Source organism: Stenotrophomonas chelatiphaga (assembly GCF_032054965.1).
GTDB classification, from domain to species: Bacteria; Pseudomonadota; Gammaproteobacteria; order Xanthomonadales; family Xanthomonadaceae; genus Stenotrophomonas; species Stenotrophomonas chelatiphaga.
In genome coordinates, this window is record NZ_DAMBRS010000004.1 from 208,854 (window position 1) to 230,354 (window position 21,501).

17 protein-coding genes are annotated in these 21,501 nt (G+C 67.2%); 4 read left to right on the forward strand and 13 right to left on the reverse strand.

Annotated elements, in window-relative coordinates:
* Position 1: 1 nt before the first annotated feature.
* Both RTX79_RS08360 and RTX79_RS08365 read left to right on the forward strand, forming a co-directional pair.
* Positions 2–1,033, forward strand: a complete 1,032-nt coding sequence (locus tag RTX79_RS08360; protein ID WP_428695977.1) for a cupin-like domain-containing protein — start codon at positions 2–4, stop codon at positions 1,031–1,033.
* A 615-nt stretch (positions 1,034–1,648) separates the two neighbouring features.
* Complete coding sequence (locus RTX79_RS08365) at positions 1,649–3,217, forward strand: sensor domain-containing diguanylate cyclase (protein WP_312683153.1); 1,569 nt, start codon at positions 1,649–1,651, stop codon at positions 3,215–3,217.
* Between the two features lie 364 nt (positions 3,218–3,581).
* Here the strand turns inward: RTX79_RS08365 and RTX79_RS08370 are convergent, their stop codons facing one another.
* The 13 genes from RTX79_RS08370 to RTX79_RS08430 all read right to left on the reverse strand — a co-directional run bounded on the left by RTX79_RS08370 (position 3,582) and on the right by RTX79_RS08430 (position 16,728).
* Complete coding sequence (locus RTX79_RS08370; RefSeq protein WP_312683154.1) at positions 3,582–4,463, reverse strand: energy transducer TonB; 882 nt, start codon at positions 4,461–4,463, stop codon at positions 3,582–3,584.
* 42 nt (positions 4,464–4,505) lie between these two features.
* The gene (locus tag RTX79_RS08375; protein WP_312683157.1) at positions 4,506–5,375 is read right to left on the reverse strand and encodes an energy transducer TonB; all 870 of its coding nucleotides are present in this window, start codon (positions 5,373–5,375) and stop codon (positions 4,506–4,508) included.
* A 59-nt stretch (positions 5,376–5,434) separates the two neighbouring features.
* Positions 5,435–7,165 (reverse strand): bifunctional isocitrate dehydrogenase kinase/phosphatase, encoded by a 1,731-nt coding sequence (gene aceK / locus RTX79_RS08380; protein ID WP_312683158.1) that lies wholly within the window; start codon positions 7,163–7,165, stop codon positions 5,435–5,437.
* Positions 7,166–7,278: 113 nt separating this feature from the next.
* Positions 7,279–7,638, reverse strand: coding sequence for a hypothetical protein (locus RTX79_RS08385; RefSeq protein WP_123698835.1), 360 nt, complete (start codon positions 7,636–7,638; stop codon positions 7,279–7,281).
* Positions 7,639–7,691: 53 nt separating this feature from the next.
* Positions 7,692–8,108: a roadblock/LC7 domain-containing protein gene (locus RTX79_RS08390; RefSeq protein WP_312683159.1), complete on the reverse strand. Its 417-nt coding sequence runs from the start codon at positions 8,106–8,108 to the stop codon at positions 7,692–7,694.
* Complete coding sequence (locus tag RTX79_RS08395) at positions 8,101–8,649, reverse strand: GTP-binding protein (RefSeq protein ID WP_312683160.1); 549 nt, start codon at positions 8,647–8,649, stop codon at positions 8,101–8,103. The genes RTX79_RS08390 and RTX79_RS08395 overlap by 8 nt, the downstream gene beginning before the upstream one ends.
* A 2-nt stretch (positions 8,650–8,651) precedes the next feature.
* A complete protein-coding gene (locus tag RTX79_RS08400) occupies positions 8,652–9,593 on the reverse strand; it encodes a hypothetical protein (RefSeq protein WP_312683161.1) in 942 nt (313 codons plus the stop codon).
* Between the two features lie 218 nt (positions 9,594–9,811).
* Positions 9,812–12,043, reverse strand: coding sequence for an NADP-dependent isocitrate dehydrogenase (locus RTX79_RS08405; RefSeq protein WP_312683163.1), 2,232 nt, complete (start codon positions 12,041–12,043; stop codon positions 9,812–9,814).
* 219 nt (positions 12,044–12,262) lie between these two features.
* Positions 12,263–12,946, reverse strand: coding sequence for a hypothetical protein (locus tag RTX79_RS08410; RefSeq protein WP_312683164.1), 684 nt, complete (start codon positions 12,944–12,946; stop codon positions 12,263–12,265).
* 185 nt (positions 12,947–13,131) lie between these two features.
* Positions 13,132–13,641 carry a hypothetical protein gene (locus tag RTX79_RS08415; protein WP_312683165.1) on the reverse strand — a complete coding sequence of 170 codons (510 nt, stop codon included), beginning with the start codon at positions 13,639–13,641 and terminating at the stop codon, positions 13,132–13,134.
* 56 nt (positions 13,642–13,697) lie between these two features.
* The gene (locus RTX79_RS08420) at positions 13,698–13,988 is read right to left on the reverse strand and encodes a LysM peptidoglycan-binding domain-containing protein (protein WP_123698829.1); all 291 of its coding nucleotides are present in this window, start codon (positions 13,986–13,988) and stop codon (positions 13,698–13,700) included.
* A gap of 92 nt (positions 13,989–14,080) precedes the next feature.
* On the reverse strand, positions 14,081–14,899 hold the full coding sequence (gene queF, locus RTX79_RS08425; RefSeq protein WP_312683168.1) for an NADPH-dependent 7-cyano-7-deazaguanine reductase QueF: 819 nt from the start codon (positions 14,897–14,899) through the stop codon (positions 14,081–14,083).
* A gap of 509 nt (positions 14,900–15,408) precedes the next feature.
* Positions 15,409–16,728 (reverse strand): M20 family metallopeptidase, encoded by a 1,320-nt coding sequence (locus tag RTX79_RS08430; protein WP_057509267.1) that lies wholly within the window; start codon positions 16,726–16,728, stop codon positions 15,409–15,411.
* 185 nt (positions 16,729–16,913) lie between these two features.
* Here RTX79_RS08430 and RTX79_RS08435 point away from each other — a divergent pair, with 185 nt between their 5' ends.
* Both RTX79_RS08435 and RTX79_RS08440 read left to right on the forward strand, forming a co-directional pair.
* Positions 16,914–18,155 (forward strand): efflux RND transporter periplasmic adaptor subunit, encoded by a 1,242-nt coding sequence (locus RTX79_RS08435; protein WP_057509268.1) that lies wholly within the window; start codon positions 16,914–16,916, stop codon positions 18,153–18,155.
* A gap of 75 nt (positions 18,156–18,230) precedes the next feature.
* Positions 18,231–21,470 (forward strand): efflux RND transporter permease subunit, encoded by a 3,240-nt coding sequence (locus RTX79_RS08440; RefSeq protein ID WP_312683169.1) that lies wholly within the window; start codon positions 18,231–18,233, stop codon positions 21,468–21,470.
* Positions 21,471–21,501 lie beyond the last annotated feature (31 nt).

A 21,501-nucleotide genomic window follows, 5' to 3' on the forward strand; every position in this document is an offset into this window, starting at 1 on the left:
GATGCACCTGCCCCCGCCCCGCCCCATCGAGGAAGTCCAGCTCGCCGATCCTGCGGCACTGCCTGCCGCACTGCGTAGCTGGACCACGCCGAAGGTGGTGCGGGGGTTGGCCGCCGGCTGGCCGCTGGTTCGGGCCGCGCGGCAGTCAGACACCGCCGCGGCGGACTACCTCAAGCAGTTCGACCACGGGAGCATGCCGGTCACCGCGACCACCGCCGCGCCCGGCACGCAGGGCCGGGTGTTCTACAACGAGGACCTGACCGGCTTCAATTTCCGCCGCGAACAGGTGCCGCTGCGCGTGGTCCTCGATACCCTGATCAAGTACCGCGGCGACCCGCACGCGCCGACCATCTACGTGGCGTCCACCACGCTGGATACCTACCTGCCGGGACTGCAGCAGGCGAATCCGCTGCCGCTCGGACAGGCTGATCCGCTGGCCAGCATCTGGATCGGCAACCGCTCGCGCATCGCCGCCCATCACGATGCACCGGACAACCTCGCCTGCGTGGCGGCAGGGCGCCGGCGGGTCATGCTGTTTCCTCCTGCGCAGATCGGCAATCTGTACATCGGCCCGCTGGACTTCACCCCTGCCGGCCAGGCCATCAGCCTGGTCGATTTCGCCGCGCCGGACCTGCAGCGCTTCCCGCGTTTTGAACAGGCGATGGAGCATGCGCAGGGGGCCGTGCTGGAACCCGGCGATGCGGTGTTCATTCCCGCCCTGTGGTGGCACCACATGGAGGGACTCGAGGCGTTCAACGTTCTGGTCAATTACTGGTGGCGCCCGGTTGAGGCATGGCGCGATGCGCCGATGAATGCCCTGATGCTCGCTTTGCTCGCGGTGCGTGATCTTCCTGCAGCGCAGCGCGCGGCCTGGCAGGCCGTGTTCGAACACTACGTGTTCAACGCCGATGACCAGGTTGCCGCGCACGTGCCAGCGCATGCACGTGGCGTGCTGGGCGAGCTGGATGAATCATCCGCCGCGCGGCTGCGCGAGGTGCTGCGCACGCGGTTGTCGCGGGGATCGAACGGGTGACCCCCTCGCGGGTGGCTTGGTTGGCTGCCGCTGGGGGTGGGTCGGGCGGGGAGGCTGTGCGGGGCACGCGCAAGTACGTCCCTGTAGCTCTTCGCGGCTCCTGCCGCTCAAGGCCCCGCACAGACTCCCCGCCCGCCCCCAGACAGGTTCCGGTGCCGCCACCCGCGTAATGAAAGAAATAAAGGCAGGGGTCAGGGTCCTTTCGCTGCGCGAAAGGACCCTGACCCCGTCCCCCGGTGCCCCGCCATCCGCCCACCATGGGCATGCCGGTCGTCCTGACCGGGGCCACCATGGACCCGTCGAAGGTGGGGCGGGCTGGGTTGGCGGGGGCGTTGAGCGCCATGGATGGCGCGAAACGAGGCCCGCAGGATGCGGCTTCTGCCGTCCCCCGCCAACCCAGCCCGCCCCACCAACCCATAGCCCTGCAGCCCTTGACGTTGACGTTGACGTTGATCTTGCCCACCCTCCGCACGTGACCTGTCGCTTTCAGCGATAATGCCCGCGCAGTCCCCCACCGAACCGTGCGCAGGCTGCTGCGTGCGGGCGCCGTCCCGCGCTGTCGTTCCCTCCGGCCAGACCGGCTGGACCAGCACCTGAACAGCCCGACCTGCCCGCATGCGCACGCTCTCCAAACGCCTCAACCTGGGCTCGTTGATCCTTGCCCTGGCCCTGCTCAGTACCGTGGTGGGGCTGGCAAATACCCTGCTGGCCAGCTACCGCGTGCAGCGTGATCAGCTGATCAGCAGTACGCTGGAAGCCAATCGCGTCTACGCCAACAAGCTGGCCGAAACCACGCAGAACTTCGTCCTCTCATCGCAGCAGCAGCTCGCTTACACCGCCATGCTGCTCGGTCGCCATGGCATGGACGACCGCCGCGCGCAGGACGAGGCCAGCCGCCTGCAACTGCAGACCAACAGCTTCAACTCGGTGTTGATCGTCAACCAGACCGGCCTGGTCATGGCGACCTCGCCGCAGACGCTGTACCTGAAGGGCGACACGCTGCGCAGCGAAGGCAACCGCATCGCGCTGGAGCGGCGCCAGCCGATGATCAGCGACCCCTACGACTCGGCCACCGGCAAGCTGCTGGTGGCGATGTCGCACCCGGTATTCGACGCCCAGGGCGTGTACCGCGGCTACGTCAGCGGCACCATCTACCTGCGCCAGCGCAGCATCCTGCAGAGCCTGCTGGGCACCCATTACTACCGCGACGGGTCCTACCTGTACGTGGTGGATCGCAACGGCCGACTGCTCTACCACGCCGATCCCGAGCGGGTCGGTGGGTATGCACCGGGCAACAGGGTGATCGACGCCGTGGCGCGCGGGCAGCGCGGGGCAACGCAGGTCACCAACAGCCGCGGCGTGTCCATGCTGGCCGGTTACGCACCGGTACCGGCCACCGGCTGGGGCATCGTCGCCCAGCGCCCCGCTGCATCCACCCTGCAGCCGCTTTCGCAGTTGATGTCGTCGGTGATCTGGCGTGCGATCCCCCTGGGCGTACTTTCGCTGCTGGTGACCTGGTGGTTCGCGCGGCGCATCTCGCTGCCGCTATGGCAGCTGGCGCGCAACGTGCAGGAAGGTGACACCGGCCGTGCCATCTCCGATGTCGGTGGCATCCGCGCGTGGTACTTCGAAGTGGCGCAGCTCAAGCAGGCCGTGCTGTACAGCTTCAATGCACTGCAGGACCGCATCGGTACCCTCAACCGTGCCAGCCGCACCGATCCGCTGACCGGGCTGCTCAACCGCCGCGGGCTGCAGCAGGCGCTGGAAACGTGGAAGGCGCAGGGCCAGTCCTTCGCCATCCTCGCCCTGGACATCGACCGCTTCAAGAGCATCAACGACCAGCATGGCCACGCAGTCGGCGACCAGGTCATCGGCCACATCGCCGAACAGATGCGGCGCTACTCGCGCGATGGCGATGTGCTGTGCCGCAATGGCGGCGAAGAGTTCCTGATGCTGCTGCCCACCACCGATGCCGACGATGCCCTGCTGATCGCCGAGCGGCTGCGCCAGCAGATCGCGACCCAGCCACTGGATCCGGTCGGCCATGTCAGTGTCTCGGTGGGCGTCGCGCATTACCCGACCTTCGATGCCGATGCCGAGCAGGCCCTGCGCATGGCCGACAAGGCGCTGTACATGGCCAAGGAACAGGGCCGCAACCGCAGCGTGACCTACCCTTACCGCTGACCCCCGGTCGCGCCGAGCCGCGCTCGGCGAGCGCAGCGCGCAGGCTGCAGCAGCTCGATGGCCTTGTCGAAAGAATGGAGAATGCATCGGCTCCCGCGCAGCGCAGCCCGTACCCGCGCGTACCCGATCAGGCGCGACCTGCGGCACCGTGTTGCCCTCGCTGGCAGGCAAGCGCGTCGCGGTGCTGGCGGCGGCCGATGGCCGGGCCTGCGCCGAGTACTGCGTGGGGAAACGGACAGTGGCGCAGTGGCTGCGGGAGCGCGTGCATGGCGAAACGACTCCTGGAGCGGACAGCTGTCCATGCTGACCGCTATAGGGATCAGCGACTACCTGGAATCACACAGGCAGGGCCGGCATAGCCCGCTCAGCCTCCCAGCGGGGTCAGCAATTTCGGGGCCTTCTTGTCGGCGCCCACCATGTACAGGCCGCCATCGGACAGGGCATCCGGCGAGAAGCCGGGGGCATCCTGGTCCACCAGCCACGGGGCGCGCTGGCGCGGCCCCGGTATGTAGGTCTCCCATCGACCAGCACGCTCCGGATCATTCTGCAGGTTCAATATGAATTGAGCCGGCACGCGCACGGTCCAGAACGGGGCGTCCGCTTCGGGGCCGCTGGTCGGAGGAAGGAAGGTCCAACGGCGCGCCGCACTGATGCTCGCAATCGTCAGCAGCTCGCGCATGCGCTGCATCTGCTGGCTCGAGGCAACCACCGTCAGGTTGACCTGCTCTGCAACCACGTCCGTCACCTTTCCATCGGGCGATACTTGGACCAGCAGATATACGATGCCCTCGGCTCCCATCGCGACTGCGCGCGGCGGATACGTTGGGACGGCCGTCCTCAGGCGCCTGATGCTTTCATCAGAATCGTCGGCTGGCCCGCTGAAATTAACGCCACCCACCCGGATGTCCACGCTCCCGGCCTGGGACACGGTCGCCACGAGATTGACTGCCATCGGGCTGCGAACGCTTACCGGCTTGCCGTTCTCCTGCACAGGCTCGAAGGTCCACTTCGAGGCAGTCTCATGCACGAAACGCGCGATTCCTGGATCCAGCCTGCGCTTTCTATCCAACACGACTGCCGAAACCGACCCATCCGTTTCGATGTGGATCTCGCCCTTGACCAGCAGGCTGCTCTCCGCCTTACCCAGTACCTCGCGCTTGCTCCCCGGTGCAGCAAGCGCCCCAGCCGCGGCCAGCATCAGGACCACGGCCAGGCCGACGCGACCGGTGATTTTTCTGAATTCCATCCTCATCACTCCCTTGAACCACGGCGAACGTGAACGCGGCAATCAGCCCTGCAGCGGCGTCAGCAGCTTCGGCCCGTTGTCGATCCCGACCATGTAGACCCCACCATCGGGCAGCAGATCGGGCGCCGCATCCGTGTCGCCGTGCCCCACGTCCCACGTGGCGCGTTGCTTCGGGCCCGGAATATACGCCTGCCACTTGCCGTAGCGGTCGCCGTTGCCACCGTAGAAGTAGCGCACCGGCACGCGCACGGTCCAGAACGGATCATCGACGCGGGCACCGGTGGTGGGCGCCACGAAGGTCCATTTGCGTGCCGCCCCGACCGCCGCGCGCGCCATGACATCCCGCATCCGCTGCATGGCGCGGGGCGACCCGGCCACGTACCCGTTCACCTGTTCGGCGATCACATCGTCGACCGTGCCATCGCGCGCCACGCGCACCAGCAGCAGCACCTCGCCCGCACCGCGCATATCCAGCAGTTCGCGCGGGAACGAGGGGGGCCGCATGTTGTCACTGGCGACCCCGTCGGTCGCCTTGGGATCATAGTTGCGGAAGCTGGCACTGCTCAGCACGACATCCATGCCGCCACCCTCCACCTGTCGAGCCACCAGACGCAGGTTCACCGGCGTCTTCGCTGCCACTGCCTTGCCATCACGCAGCACCGGCTCGAACCGCCACCGGGCCACGTTCTGCTTCAGGAAATCCTGGATGTACGGCTCGATCTTGTGCTCGTCCTTCAGCGTGAAGCCTTCGACCGAGCCATCCGGCGCGATGTCGATGCTGCCGCTGAGGACCATGCTGCCTTCGGCCTGCGCGCGCGCCGCACGTGCGCTCTGCGCGCTGGCATCCAGCGGTACCGCTGCGCTGCCTGCGCCAAGGGCCAGGGCCAATCCAAGAAAGATCGAAGTACGCATGCTGACTGCTCCGTGTCGATGTGCCCCGAGGGTAGCAAAGGCATCCGGCAGCGGCCACCTCACGCCAGGCGGTTCTCACGCGCATAGGGGGGCGTATCGGGATGCTCGCCCGCGGCAAAGCGCTCCTGCAGCGCGCGCCACCATGCCGGCTGGAACAGATGCCCGAAGTGCTCGCGCACCGCCGCCAGCTCAGCGGCAGGCAGGCCCATGAACGGAGCGAAGCGCTCGGGGAAGACATCACGCGGCCCGACATGGAACCAGGGCTCGTCAGCCAGCGCTTCTTCGGCATTGCGTGGTGCAGGCCAGTCGCGGAACACGCAGTCGCTGACCAGGCACAGCTCATCGTAGTCATAGAAGACCGCCCGCCCATGCCGCGAGACACCGAAGTTCTTCGGCAACATGTCGCCGGGAAAGATGTTGTTGTGCGCCATGTCGGTGATCGCCTGGGCGTAGTCCAGCACCGCCGCACGCATGCCCTCGGGCCCCTGCTCACGCAGGTACAGGTTCAGTGGCCGGAAGCGCCGCTGCACGTAGCACAGCGCGATCTCCACTTCTTCCCCGTCCAGCCGCACGCTCTGCGCACACTGCTGCAGCAGTTCCTGCAGCAGCGCCGGGGCGAAGCGCGCGGCAGGAAAGCGCAGGTGCCGGTACGGCTGCGCATCCAGCAGCCGGCCCACGCGATCCAGGTTGAACACCAGCGCGTACTTCTCTTCCACCTGCTGCCGTGACATTGCCTTGGGCCAGGCGAAACGATCGCGTATCAGCTTGAACACCAGCGGGTAGCTGGGCAGGGTGAACACCGCCATGACCATGCCGGGGGTGCCTTCGGCATGCACCAGCTGCTCCTGGGAATGGTCCAGGAAGTGCCCGAAGAAGGCCCGGTAGCGCTCGGTCTTGCCCTGCTTGGCGCGGCCGAGCACGGTGTAGATCTCATCGATCGGCTTGCCCGGCAGCAGGCTGCGCAGGAACACCACGGCGTCGCCCACCGTGCCCAGGTTGGCCTGGAAATAGCTGCGCGAAACGCCGAACAGATGCGCCACGTCGCGCCGCCGGGTCAGCACCGCATCGGCGCGCAAACCCTGGCCGTCGTTCACCAGCACGATCACGCAGGGCGAGAAGCGATGTTCACCGAACACCCGACCGACCAGGTAGGCGCGCCGCTCGCGGTAGAACACCGTGTCCAGCAGCTCGATGCCACGCACCGGGTGAGCTCCCCAATGCGCCAGGTCGTCCTGCAGGCGCACCGCGATGGCCGCAGCGCAGCGCAGCTGGTGCGCGTAGGGAACATCGAAGCGATAGTCGCCCAGCACCCGCATCAGCGCGTCGGCCGGGCGCGTGGCCGACACCGCATAGGCATGCCGCGCCACCGGATGGGTGATCGCATCGGAGGGCTCCACGTCGAAGGCGAGGAACTCCACCTGCGCATCCACGCCGCGGGTACCGAACAGGCGCCGCGCCAACGTGTTGTAGAACGTCTTGTACAGCTCGGCGTCGATCAGACCATGCAGCAGCAGGGTGTAACGGGCATGCACCTGCAGCCACCACGTGCGCTCGCCGATGGCATCACCGGCCAACCGACGCAGGCTGTGCATGCACGCCGCGACGCACTGGTCATACAGGCCGATGCGCTCGACCGCATCGTGCTGGGCGGCCTCCCATTGCCGCTGCTCGAACCGCCCCCGGGCGCGGGCGGTGATCGCCGCAAAGCGCGCGTGGTAGTCCTCGAAGCCATCACGGATGGCCAGCGCCATCCGTTCGGCCAGCAGCGGATCGATGTCGATGGGGGACATGGCAGGCTCACGGCCGGATTCGCATCCACCTTACGATGTCCGCCTGCCTGTTGCCCAGCGTTGCCCTGTGGCTGCCGGCATGTGCCGGCAGCCCGCCTGCCACGCCCGCCCGATCAGATGGCCAGTTCGGCTTCCACGTCCTGCACCTTGCGGCGTGCCAGGGCCAGGTTGGACTTGTTGCGATCCAGCACGAGGTAGAAGAACAGCCCCTTCGTTTTCGCCACCGGACGCATGATGTGGTACGCCCTGCCCAGCGAAATGAGGATGTCCTCGATGCTGTCGTTGAGGTTCAGCGATGCGGCCGTCTTCATCTTCGCGCGGATCACTTCGGTGTTGCCCGCCGCTGCAACCTCCATGTCCACGCCCGCGCCGGCTTCGCCAAGCAGCATGCCGCTTTCATAATCCACCAGTGCCACCGCCTGCGCGCCGTCGATGCCCATCAGCGCATCCAGCGATTCCTTCAAACCTGCCATCGTGTCACCCCGTCACTGTAGTCATGGGAGCCGGTGCATCCCCTGCGGCTGGCTCACGGTCCGCCGAGTTCGGCCAGGATTGCCTGGCCACATTCGCGTGCACTCCACAGCACCTGGCCGATGACGCTGCGCTGGTCGCAGCCGGCCATCAGCAGCAGCGGCGCGCCCGCTGCAGTGGGCAGTGCCAGCATCAACACCTTGCCTTCGTCGGCCTCCAGCATCAGCGTCTGCAGTTCGCCCAGCGCAAGCTCGCGCCCGACCGCACCGGCCAGGCCCAGCATCGCGCTGGTCATCGCGGCCAACCGCTCGCCGTTGCCGTGTGCGCCGGCCTGTACCAGGGCGAAGCCATCCACGCTGGCCAGCACCACGGTGCGCACCCCTTCGACGCGGTCGACGAAGCGTTGCATCGCCGGCCGCAGTCGCTGGGCCTGGAGCGCATCCACCCGCGGCATCGGTTCACCGTCAGCCATGCCGGGCCACCAGTGCCTGCGCTTCCAGTTCACTCATCAGCACATCCATCAGCCGTACGCCCTGCGCACGTTCGCGCGCATCGGTAGGCACCACCGGGATCGGCACGCCGTCGACGCAGGCCTGCGCCGCCAGTGCATCAAGGGAGGGCGCGGGCAGCAGGTCCAGCCGGGTCACGCCCACCACCAGCGGCGTGTCCGCGCCATGCTGCCGTACCACCTGCAGGTAGCTGGCCAGGGTGGCCTGTGCATCCGGGCGGCTGCCGTCGACCAGCAGCAGCACGCCGCTGGCGCCGCGCAGCAGCACCGGCCACAGGAAATCAAAGCGCTGTTGTCCAGGCGTGCCGTACAGGCGCAGGCGGTCACCGTTGGGCAGGTCGATGTCCGCATAGTCCATCGCCACGGTGGTGGTGGCCTTGTCCGCCGCCAGCCGGTCGCTGTTGGCGACGTCGGTGTCGACCACCGCACCGGCGGCGATGCTGCGTATTAGGGTCGACTTGCCGCTGCCCATGCCGCCGATCACCACGATCTTGTACTCGCGCATGCTCAGGCCTTCCCGCGCAGGCTGCGCCACATCCGCGACAGCAGGTTGCCCGCCTCCGCCGGTCCACTATCCGGCAGCGCGGCCTGCACCGGCGCCCCTTCCAGCTGCGCGTGGCCACTCAGGTAGGCGGCATGGACGAAGGTGCGGACGCTCGCTTCGGGCAGGTCGAGCAGGCGTGCGCACTGGCCCACCGTATGCGCGCGCTTCAGCAGCAGCGAACACAACCGGAAGCCATCGTGGTCATGCCCGAGCACGCGGAAATCGGGCCAGCGCGTCATCCGTACACTGGCGCCCTGCTGCAGCCGCGTGTCCAGGGCATGCCAATGCGTACTGCGCAGGCCCCACTGCCACAGCAGCGGGCGAAGCGGCTGCCGGGTGCGGCCGGCGGCGAGCGCCTGCCACTGGGTCGGTGCAGCCGCGTGCACGCTGAGCGCATCGAAGTGCTCACACAGTGTGTCCAGCGCACAGGTGTCCTGCATGGCGATGGCATGGTCCTGGCCGATATCCAGCAGCACCACGGCGTGGCCATCGCGCAGCAGCAGCAACTGGCCCTCCCGGCCCGGCAGGCGCTGCCGCAGCAGCTGGGTGATCGCATGGCTGCCGCGTCCGAGCTCGGACGGGTCCGCCGCCGGTTTCGACGGCCGCGGCTGCATGCCCTGCAGCGCCGCAGCGATCGCGCCATCGTCCAGCTCATCGCCGCTGTCCTTGCCGCGCAGTCGTCCGCGCGGATCCTCCACCCAGCACTGCAGCCGCGGTCGGCCGCGCAGCAGGTTCGCCGCGGCGTTGCGCAGCGCGGGCGTGTCCTTGATGACCAGCAGGTCGCAGTCATCCAGATCGCGGCAGCTGCGCACGCGCCCATCCGGCAGCGCGGAAACCTGCCGCAGCCGGCGCAGCAGCGCGCGTTCGCATTCGATGTCAGCGCCCACGACGAGTATCCGTGCCATCACCGCTCCTTCTGCCGGATCCCCGCGGCAGGACCACGCCAGACTAAGGCCGGTCACGACAGATACATCGTGATCGAATGCTCAGAATGAACGGGCGGTTTGGACCTCGAAGCGTGAAACTGTGATCGCCTGCCATGGGCAAAATCCGTGCCGCCGGCCCTGGAACGCGAAAGGCCCACGCACTGCGTGGGCCTTCGTTTCGCAACCTGGTGCAGTGATCAGCCTGCGATCAGTTCCAGCGCGGTGTTCAGCGTGGCGCTCGGGCGCATTGCCGCGGCCACCTTGGCCAGGTCCGGACGGTAGTAACCGCCGATGTCCACGGCCTTGCCCTGCACCGCCACCAGCTCTTCGACGATCTTCGCTTCGTTATCCGCCAGTGCCTTGGCCAGCGGGGCGAAGCGTGCCTTCAGTGCGGCATCGTCGTCCTGCGCGGCCAGCGCCTGCGCCCAGTACAGGGTCAGGTAGAAATGGCTGCCACGGTTGTCGATGCCACCGAGCTTGCGCGAGGGCGACTTGTCGTTGTCCAGGAACTCGCCGTTGGCCACGTCCAGCGCCTTGGCCAGCACGCGCGCAGCGGCGTTGTCGTAGCGGTTGCCCAGGTGTTCCAGCGACGCGGCCAGGGCGAGGAACTCACCGAGCGAATCCCAACGCAGGTAGTCCTCTTCGACGAACTGCTGCACGTGCTTGGGCGCCGAACCACCGGCACCGGTCTCGAACAGGCCACCGCCTGCCATCAGCGGCACGATCGACAGCATCTTCGCGCTGGTGCCCAACTCCATGATCGGGAACAGGTCGGTCAGGTAATCGCGCAGCACGTTGCCGGTCACCGAAATGGTGTCCTCGCCCTTGCGGATGCGATCCAGCGAGAACGCGGTGGCTTCCACCGGCGGCAGGATACGGATATCCAGGGCGTTGGTATCGTGGTCCTTCAGGTAGGTTTCGACCTTGCTGATGACCTGCGCATCGTGGGCACGCCCGGCGTCCAGCCAGAACACGGCCGGGGTGCCGCTCAGGCGAGAACGCTCCACGGCCAGCTTCACCCAGTCCTGGATCGGGGCGTCCTTGGTCTGGCACATGCGCCAGATGTCACCGGCTTCCACGGCATGTTCGAACACCACCTTGCCGGCGTCGTCGGTGACCTTGACCACGCCATCGGCGGCGATCTGGAAGGTCTTGTCGTGCGAGCCGTATTCTTCGGCCTTCTGTGCCATCAGGCCGACGTTGGGCACCGAGCCCATCCTGGCCGGATCGAAGGCCCCGTGCGTGCGGCAGTCATCGATCACCGCCTGGTAGACCCCGGCATAGCAGCGGTCCGGGATCACCGCCTTGGTGTCCTGCAGCTTGCCTTCGGCATTCCACATCTTGCCGGAGTCCCGGATCATCGCCGGCATCGAGGCGTCGACGATCACATCGCTCGGCACGTGCAGGTTGGTGATGCCCTTGTCCGAGTTCACCATGGCCACGCCCGGGCGGTGCGCGTACTCGGCCTTCAGGTCGGCTTCGATTTCCGCACGGGTGGCTTCGGGCAGCGACGGCAGGCGCGCGGCCAGGTCGCCGATGCCGTTGTTGGCATCGAAACCGGCCTGCTTCAGCACGTCGGCATGCTTGGCCAGCACGTCCTTGTAGAACTCGTTGACCGCCACGCCGAACATGATCGGGTCAGAGACCTTCATCATGGTCGCCTTCAGGTGCAGCGAGAACAGCACGTTCTTCGCCTTGGCATCTTCGATCTGCTCGGCGATGAACGCAGCCAGTGCCTTGCGGCTCATCACCGCGGCATCGACGATCTCACCGGCCTTGACCGCGGTCTTTTCCTTCAGCACCACGTCCGTGCCATCGGCAGCGTGCAGGGTGATCTTCAGGTTGCCGGCGGTGGCGATGGTTGCCGACTTTTCGCTGCCGTAGAAATCGCCCGATGCCATGTGTGCGACATGCGAGGCCGAATCCTTCGCCCAGGCTCCCATGCGGTGCGGATGCTTGCGCGCGTAGTTCTTCACCGACAGCGGCGCACGGCGGTCGGAGTTGCCTTCGCGCAGCACCGGGTTCACCGCGCTGCCCTTGACCTTGTCGTAGCGCGCCTTGATGTCGCGCTGCTCGTCGTCGGCCGGGTTTTCCGGGTAATCCGGCAGCGCATAGCCCTGCTGCTGCAGTTCGGTGATGGCCGCCTTCAACTGCGGCACCGATGCCGAGATGTTCGGCAGCTTGATGATGTTGGCTTCCGGGGTGGTCGCCAGCTGGCCCAGCTCGGCCAGGTCGTCGTTGACCTTCTGGTCGTCCTTCAGGCGCTCCGGGAACAGCGACAGGATGCGGCCGGACAGCGAAATGTCGCGGGTTTCCACGGCGATACCGGCGGTTGCGGTGAACGCACTGACGACCGGCAGCAGCGACTGGGTGGCCAGGAACGGCGCTTCATCGGTCAGCGTGTAGAGGATCTTGGGCGTATTCGACATGGGGGATCAGGGCTCTCTGCGGATCTCAGGGGAAGGCCGGTATCACACCGGGCCACGTGCAACCGTGTCGCGGCAGGATGGGCCTGCTGCACTCTCCCTCCGCGGCGCCACCTCTGGCGCGCTGCGGAGGAAACCCTTTCATTGTCCCGATTTCAGCCGTGCGGAGCAAAGCCCCGCCATACTCACAGGTATGTAGATCCTCGTGCCTGGCTCCCGGCACTACGTGCGCACGGGGGTGGCTGCCGTGACGGCGTGCAGTTCCTGGTGCAGGCTGGCCAAGTCACGTCGTGCGTGCTCACCGAGCTCCCAGCGCGCCGCCAGTTCATCGGGCGATGCCGTGCACAGCCCACGAATCGCAAACCGCGCGATGACGGCGTCCTCGAGCTGCATGCGACCCCAGGTGCCCAGGTCCAACGTTTCGGCGGCCTGGCGGACATTGCCGACGCGCTGGAAGACCTCGGGTCCGACCGTAGCGGCAAGCCACTTCTCGACCTCGAAGCCAGCCTGTCCGCGCAGTGCATCGGCCGGAAGATCCAGCGGGGCGATCGCCTCGCGCCAGGTCTTGCCCGCGCGTATGCCCTGCAGAATAGGCTTCTTCAGGATCGCGACCTTCCTCAGGTTGGTCGCGAACGTCCTTGAAGCGCCACAGCGCAGGAACTGGGTCCGTACCGGTGCCTGCCGGCGCTTCCCGTTGACGATCCCAAGCTCCGCCTCCAGCTCCTTCTGCACGGAAGGCCGCCAGTAGTACACGCGATCGTTGAGCTCGGCCTGGATGGCATCCGGGGATTGCCGCACGCTGATCCGCCGCAGGCGCACGGCCATGCTGTGGACCTCGTTCACGCTGTGATGCGATCGTCGTTGACCGGTGCCGATGCTGACGACGGAAAGGGAATCTACCCGCATCGCTGCTCTCGTTGGAGGAGGAAGCGCGAGTATCGTTGGGATCGACTGCGGGCACTTCCAGAAAACCGTCGTGCCTGACGGCGAGCGAGGTCTGCAGGCCTTTACCGAGCCCAGAAAAAAGACGCAGCCTCGCGGCTGCGTCCATCGTGAGTCCACTACCGGGAGAGAGTCGGCAGCGCGTGGACTTACTTGACCTCGAACTCCTGCGGCGTTCCGGCCGCCTTGCCATCTACCATGACTTCCGCACGGTACTTGCCCGCCGGCCAGCCATTGGCATTCTTGAAACTGATATTGGTGGTCTCGGCACCGGAGGTATTGAGCGTGGCGCTCTGCTCACCGGCCACCTGGCCATCCTGGAAGGTCAGCTTGGCGCCGACATTCGCATTATTCGCGGTTCCATCGGTACGAACCGAGACGATGATTTCGTCCTTCGGCGCGAACAGCGCGGCGGTGGCAACCGACTTGTCTGCTGCGGCGGTCTTGCCGACGGTTACCGACGCAACATTCACCGAAGCCGCTTCGGCCATCGGCGGCGGTGCGCCCGTCATCGGCGCCGGAGCGGCGGCCGGGGCGGTATCGGCAGCCGGCGTAGCGGTGGTATCGACGGCGGGTTCGTTCTTCTTGCAGCCGACCAGCGCAACGCTGCCAAGCAGTGCAACGAGCAGCCCATTGCGAAGCGTATTGGTATGGGTCATCGGGTTTCCTCCAAGGGGGTACAACAACGGAACGCGTGTGCGGGGGGACTGCGGGGTTACTTCGGTGGAAGTTTCAACACCTGCCCCGGCTGGATCCGGTCCGGATCATCCAGCTGGTCACGGTTGGCATCGAAGATCTTCTTCCAGGCATTCGCATCGCCCAGGTGCTGCTTGGCGATCCTGGACAAGGTGTCGCCCTTCTCCACCGTGTAGGTCGCATCGACCACCTCCGCGGTGCTGTCCACCGAAGCGGACACGCCGGAGAAATCGGCCTTGGGAACCTGTTGCGCGGTGCTGTCGACGCTGCCGGTGACACCGGAGAAATCGGCTTTCTTCTCGGTACTCATCCACACACTCCCATCTGCGTGACTACGTGGCAGGCACGTTCTCACACAGGTTGTTAAATGGGGATGGTTTTCGCGTGAAGCCGTCGCCGGATCTACTGTCGGAGCTCGCGGTCGATGCTTGCAGGTGCAACGATCTCCGGACTGGCGCGCCACGGGTTGATGTCCAGCCCGCCGCGGCGCGTGTACCGCGCTTCCACTTCCAGCCACTGCGGTGCACAGCGCTGGCGGACTTCGTTGAATATCCGCTCCACGCACTGCTCATGGAACTCGGCATGTTCGCGGTAGCTGACCAGATAGCGCAGCAGGCCGGCGCGGTCGATGCGTGCGCCGCGGTAGCGCAGGCTCACCGTGGCCCAATCCGGTTGGCCGGTCACCGGGCAATTGGATTTCAGCAGCGCCGACACCAGGGTTTCTTCGACGACGTCGGCCGGATCGGCGGAAAGATACGCCGCGCGCGGCGGGCCATAGCAGTCGATGTCCACGTCCAGCCCGTCGATCGACTCGCCACGCGGGGTCTCGCGCAGCGCGGGCAATCCGAACGTCACCTGCACCGCAACGCCTGCGCAGGCGGAGAGGTCGCTGGCGATCGTGCTGCGCACATCCTCGGCATCGGCGAAGCGGGCGCTGTTGAGCGAATTGAGATACAGCTTGAAGGACTTCGATTCCACCAGGTTCGGCGAGCTGCAGGGCACCTGCACGGTGGCCACGGCAACGCAGGGCTTGCCCCGGTTGTCCAGCCAACCCAGTTCGAACGCATGCCAGCGGTCATGGCCGACGAACGGCAGGGCGGCGGCGTCAAGCCCGATCTCGGCGCGGGCGGCAGCCCGGGGAATGGGAAACAGCAGGCCGGGATCGTACTGCGACGGGTAACTGACCTCGCGACCGAGGCTGGAATCCTGGGGGGTGTTCATGGCGCTCATTGTAAATGAGCGGGTCGAACGGGTGAGACCCCCTCGCAGGTTTCGGTTCTGGAGCTGCGTCTGGGGTGGGCCGGGCGGTAGGGCTGGTCGGGGGACGGCAAAAACTGCATCCCTGCGGGCCTCGTTTCGCGCCATCCATGGCGCTCAACGCCCCCGCCCAGCCCCACCGCCCGGCCCCCTCACAGGTTCCGGTGGCCGCCACCCGCGTAGAAAAAGAATGAAAAAGCGGTAGCGCCGACCCACGGTCGGCGGGATCCATCAGCCCGCGTTCCACCACCATCCGCCGACCATGGGTCGGCGCTACCAAGGCCACCATGGGCCTGTCGGAGGTGGGGCGGGGTGGGTTGGCGGGGGCGTTGAGCGCCATGGATGGCGCGAAACGAGGCCCGCAGGGATGCGGCTCCTGCCGTCCCCCGCCAACCCACCCCGCCCCGCCAACAAACAACCCCCGCAGCTTTTTGCCGTTGCCGTTGCCGTTGCTCCAAACGGCAGGCATACCCTCAGCCTTCGACAGGCGCGCCGTGCAGATAATCCAGGCTGACCTGCAGCAACGCCCGCAGGCCCACATCCAGTGCCTTCTCATCCAGCAGGAATTTCGGCGAATGGTTTGCCGGCGCCTTCGCCGGGTCGATCCCCTCGCTGGTGGAACCGACGAAGAAGAACATTCCCGGCACTTCCCTGGCGAACAGCGAGAAGTCCTCCGCGCCCATCTGCAGTGGCGGCTCGTACACATTGTCCTTGCCCACCACCGCCTGCAGGCTCGGCAGCATGCGTGCGGTCAGCTGCGGGTCGTTGACCGTGGCCGGGTTGCCCTCCGCCTCGTAGATTTCCGTCACCGCCGTCGCCCCGTGCGCCGCCGTGGTGTGCTCGGCCACGTTGCGCAGGTCGGCGAAGATCTGCTGGCGCATGCCCTCGTCGAAGGTGCGGATGGTGCCCACCATCTCCACCTCGTCCGGGATGATGTTGTAGCGGATGCCGCCGTTGATCGCACCGAAGGTCACCACCGCCGGCTGCTGCGCCAGGTTGGTGCGGCGGCTGACGATGGTCTGCGCGGTGCCGATCAGGTCGGCCGTGGCCACGATCGGGTCCACCCCGTTCCACGGCGCCGAACCATGGGTCTGGCGGCCGATCACCTTGATCCCGAAGCGATCCGAGGCTGCCATCAACGGGCCACCCCGCACCGCGATCTTGCCGGCCTGCACGCTGGAAAACACATGCAGGCCGAACACCGCCTCCGGCTTGAAGTCGGCAAACACGCCCTCTTTCAGCATCAGCGCCGCGCCGCCCTCTTCCGGCGACGGCGCGCCCTCTTCGGCAGGCTGGAAGATCAGCATGACCTGGCCCGGCAGGTCCTTGCGCATCGCCACCAGCGCTTCGGCCACGCCCAGCAGCGTGGCGGTATGCGCATCGTGGCCACAGGCGTGCATCACCCCGACCTGCTGGCCGCGGTAGGTGCTGGTGGCCTTGGAGGCGAACGGCAGCCCGGTCTGTTCGGTCACCGGCAGCGCGTCCATGTCCGCCCGCAGGGCGATCTTCGGACCGGGCTTGCCGCCTTCGATGATCGCCACCACGCCGTGGTGGGCAATGCCGGTCTTCGGCTTCAGGCCCATCGCGCGCAGCCGCTTGGCCACCTCCGCCGAGGTGCGCTCCTCGCGGTTGGACAGCTCCGGGTGCTGGTGGAAATCGCGGCGCCACTCCACCACCTGGGCCTGCAGGCGCTGGGCGGCGGCGGCCACTTCGGGGCGCTCGGCCGCCTGGCCATGGGCGAGCATCGGCAGGGCCAGCAGCAGGGCGGATGACAGCAGCGCGCGACGGGGCATCGGGATCTCCACGGTAGGGTTGCGGTTGAATGTAGGCCAAGCTGTCGCTTTCGGGAACCTTCGGGCCCGGGCAGGGTCCGAGCACCCGGCCCTTTTGGCATGCAGGCAGCGGCATCGCCCGCAGGTATGCTTGGCACCTTGCCAGCCGTGCGCCTTGCCCGGCCCAGCCCCCAGGAGTGATTGGAATGTCGCGTTTGTGGAAGATCGTGCTGCTGGTGGTGGCAGTGTTGGTGGTCGTGTTCGTTGGCCTGCGCATGGCCGGTGGCGGCAAGGACAAGCCGTCGGGCGAAGCCGCCGCCAGCGGTGAGCGTGGTGGGCCGCAGGCCGACGCCGGCCCGGTGCCGGTGACGGTGATCGAAGCCCAGCGCCAGGACGTGCCGGTGTACGCCAGCGCGCTGGGCACGGTGAGCGCGATGAATACCGTCACCGTCAGTCCGCAGATCGGCGGCCAGCTGATGAGCCTGAACTTCCGCGAAGGCCAGGAAGTGAAGAAGGGCGACGTGCTGGCGGTGATCGACCCGCGGAGCGCACAGGCAAGCTACGACGAGGCATCGGCAGCCAAGCGCCAGAACCAGGCGCAGCTGGCCACCGCGCGCTCCAACTACCAGCGCTCCAGCGCGCCGGAGTACGCGCAGTACGTTGCCAAGACCGACCTGGACACCCAGCGCAACCAGGTGGCCCAGTTCGAAAGCGCGGTGGCGGCCAACGAAGCCAGCATGCGCGCCGCCCAGGTGCAGCTGCAGTACACCAAGGTCACCGCGCCGATCACCGGCGTGGCCGGCATCCGCGCGGTGGACGCCGGCAACGTGGTCAGCGCCGGGACCGCCCTGGTCACCCTGACCCAGGTGCATCCCATCCACGTGGTGTTCAACCTGCCCGAGCGCCAGTTGGGCGACGTGCGCACCGCCCAGCAGGCCGGCGCGGTGCAGATCGCCGCGCTGGACCGCACCGACGCCCATGTCATCAGCGGCGACGGCACCCTGGACGTGGTGGACAACCTGATCAGCAGCGACAGCGGCACCTTCCGTGCCCGCGCCCTGTTCGACAACCAGGCCAACGTGTTGTGGCCAGGCCAGTTCGTCAACGTGCGGTTGCAGCTGCGCACCATCGGTGGCGGCATCGTCATCCCGACCCAGGCCGTGATGCGCGGCCCGGACGGCGAATACGTCTACGTGGTGCAGGCCGACAACACGGTCAAGATGCAGACCGTGCGCAGCGGCGTGGAAGTCGGTGACAGCCACGTGCAGGTCACCGAAGGCCTGAAGGGCGGCGAGCGGGTGGTCAGCGAAGGCCAGTTCCGGCTCAAGCCGGGTGCCAAGGTCAACGCGCTGAAGCCGGGCGAGACCCCGGCCGCGCCGACCGAAGCCGAACTGAAGGCGGCACAGCAGCAGAACGGCGGCGGCCGCCGCGGTGGTGGCCCGCGCTGAGCGCGGGCATCGCCTGAGTTACCGGCGCCGGCACTTCTGCCGGCGCTGTCATGACGTTCCAGCAAGGATCCGCCCGTGGGCTTTTCGACCCTCTTCATCCGCCGCCCGATCGCCACTTCGCTGCTGATGGCGGGCCTGCTGCTGCTCGGCATCCTCGGCTACCGCCAGTTGCCGGTGTCGGCGCTGCCGGAAATCGATGCGCCCAGCCTGGTGGTCACCACCCAGTACCCCGGTGCCAACGCCACCACCATGGCCTCGCTGGTGACCACGCCGCTGGAACGCCAGTTCGGGCAGATCTCCGGGCTGGAGCTGATGACCTCCGATTCGTCGGCCGGACTGTCCACGATCATCCTGCAGTTCTCGATGGAACGGGACATCGACATCGCCGCGCAGGACGTGCAGGCCGCGATCCGCCAGGCCACCCTGCCCTCCTCGCTGCCCTACCAGCCGGTCTACAACCGGGTGAATCCGGCCGATGCGGCCATCGTCACCCTGAAGCTGACGTCCGACACGCGCCCGCTGCGCGAGGTCAACAACTACGCCGATTCCATTCTCGCCCAGCGCCTTTCGCAGGTGCAGGGCGTGGGGCTGGTGTCGATCGCCGGCAACGTGCGCCCCGCCGTGCGCATCCAGGTCAATCCGGCGCAGCTGTCCAACATGGGGCTGACCCTGGAAGACCTGCGCAGCGCGCTGACCCAGGCCAACGTCAGTGCGCCGAAGGGCTCGCTGAACGGCAAGACCCAGTCCTACAGCATCGGCACCAACGACCAGCTGACCAGTGCCGCCGAATACCGCGACACCATCATCAGCTACCGCAACGGGGCGCCGGTGCGCCTGTCCGACGTCGCCAGCGTGGTGGACGGCGTGGAGAACGACCAGCTGGCGGCCTGGGCCGACGGCAAGCCGGCGGTGCTGCTGGAAGTGCGCCGCCAGCCCGGCGCCAACATAGTGCAGACCGTGGAGCGCGTCCGCGCCCTGCTGCCGCAGCTGCAGGGCGTGCTGCCCGCCGACGTGCACCTGGAGATCTTCTCCGACCGGACCGAGACCATCCGCGCCTCGGTGCATGAAGTGCAGTTCACCCTGATCCTGACCATCGGTCTGGTGGTCGCGGTGATCTTCCTGTTCCTGCGCCGCCTGTGGGCCACCATCATTCCCTCGGTGGCGGTGCCGCTGTCGCTGGCCGGCACCTTCGCGGTGATGGCCTTCGCCGGCATGTCGCTGGACAACCTTTCGCTGATGGCGCTGGTGGTGGCCACCGGCTTCGTGGTCGACGATGCGATCGTGATGATCGAGAACATCGTCCGCTACATCGAACAGGGCAAGAGTGGCAAGGAAGCGGCCGAGATCGGCGCCCGCCAGATCGGCTTCACCGTGCTGTCGCTGACCGTCTCGCTGGTGGCGGTGTTCCTGCCGCTGCTGCTGATGCCCGGCGTCACCGGCCGGCTGTTCCATGAGTTCGCGTGGGTTCTGAGCATCGCGGTCACGCTGTCGATGCTGATCTCGCTGACCCTGACCCCGATGATGTGCGCCTACCTGCTCAAGCCGGACGAACTGCCGGAAGGCGAAGACGCGCATGAGCGTTCGGCGGCGGCCGGGAAACAGAACCTGTGGAGCCGCACCGTCGGGCTGTACGAGCGCAGCCTGGACTGGGTGCTGGCCCACCAGCCGATCACTCTGGCGGTGGCAGGCGCGGCGCTGGTGCTGACCGTGGTGCTGTACCTGCTGATCCCCAAGGGCCTGCTGCCCGACCAGGACACCGGCATGATCACCGCGGTGGTCCAGGCCGACCAGAACGTGGCTTTCCCGCAGATGGAACAGCGCACCAAGGCGGTGGCCGAGGCACTGCGCAAGGACCCGGACGTCACCGGCGTGTCGGCGTTCATCGGCGCCGGCAGCATGAACCCGACGCTCAACCAGGGCCAGCTGTCGATCGTGCTGAAGGAGCGCGGCGAGCGCGATGGCATGGACGTGATCCTGCCGCGCCTGCAGCACGCCGTGCGTGACATCCCGGGCATCGCGCTGTACCTCAAGCCGGTGCAGGACGTGACCCTGGATACGCGCGTGGCCGCGACCGATTACCAGTTCGTGCTGTCGGACGTGCAGGCCGATGAAGTGGCCACCCATGCCACGCGCATGACCGAAGCGCTGCGCAAGCGCCCGGAGCTGGCCGACGTGGACAACAACCTGTCCACCCAGGGCCGCGCGCTTGAACTGAACATCGACCGCGACAAGGCCAGCGTGCTCGGCGTGCCCATGCAGACCATCGACGACACGCTCTACGATGCGTTCGGCCAGCGCCAGATCTCCACCATCTTCACCGAGCTCAACCAGTACCGCGTGGTGCTGGAAGTCGCGCCGGAGTTCCGCACCAGCACCGCCTTGATGGAGCAGCTGGCGGTGGCGTCCAACGGCACCGGCGCACTGACCGGCACCAACGCCACCAGTTTCGGCCAGGTCACCTCGTCCAACTCCTCCACCGCCACCGGCATCGGCAACCAGAACACCGGCATCACCGTGGGCGGCGGCGGCATCATTCCGTTGTCCGCGCTGGCCGACAGCAAGGTGACCAGCGCCCCGCTGGTGGTCAGCCACCAGCAGCAGCTGCCGGCGGTGACGATCTCCTTCAACGTGGCGCCCGGCTACTCGCTGTCCGCCGCGGTGAAGGCCATCGAAGAGACCCAGGCCGAACTGCAGCTGCCCACCCAGGTGCATGCGCAGTTCATCGGCAAGGCCGCTGAATTCACCGGCAGCCAGACCGACGTGGTGTGGCTGCTGCTGGCTTCGCTGGTGGTGATCTACATCGTGCTGGGCGTGCTGTATGAAAGCTACATCCACCCCATCACCATCATTTCCACCCTGCCGCCGGCCGGCGTCGGCGCGTTGCTGGCGCTGATGCTCAGCGGCCTGAGCCTGTCGGTGGACGGTATCGTCGGCATCGTGCTGCTGATCGGCATCGTCAAGAAGAACGGCATCATGATGGTCGACTTCGCCATCGAAGCACGGCGCACCGGTGCCAACGCGCACGAGGCGATCCGCCGCGCCTGCCTGCTGCGTTTCCGCCCGATCATGATGACCACCGCCGCGGCGATGCTGGGTGCGTTGCCGCTGGCATTGGGCACCGGCATCGGCTCGGAACTGCGCCGCCCGCTGGGTATCGCCATCGTCGGCGGCCTGCTGCTGTCGCAGCTGGTGACGCTGTACACCACGCCGGTGATCTACCTGTACATGGAGCGCTTCTCCGAATGGCTGGCGCGACGCCGCGAACAGCGCGCGGCGCGTCGTGGCGACGGCCCGGTGCAGGAGCCGCAGGCGTGAGCATGACCGACGTGCTGGCAGGAGCGTGGCG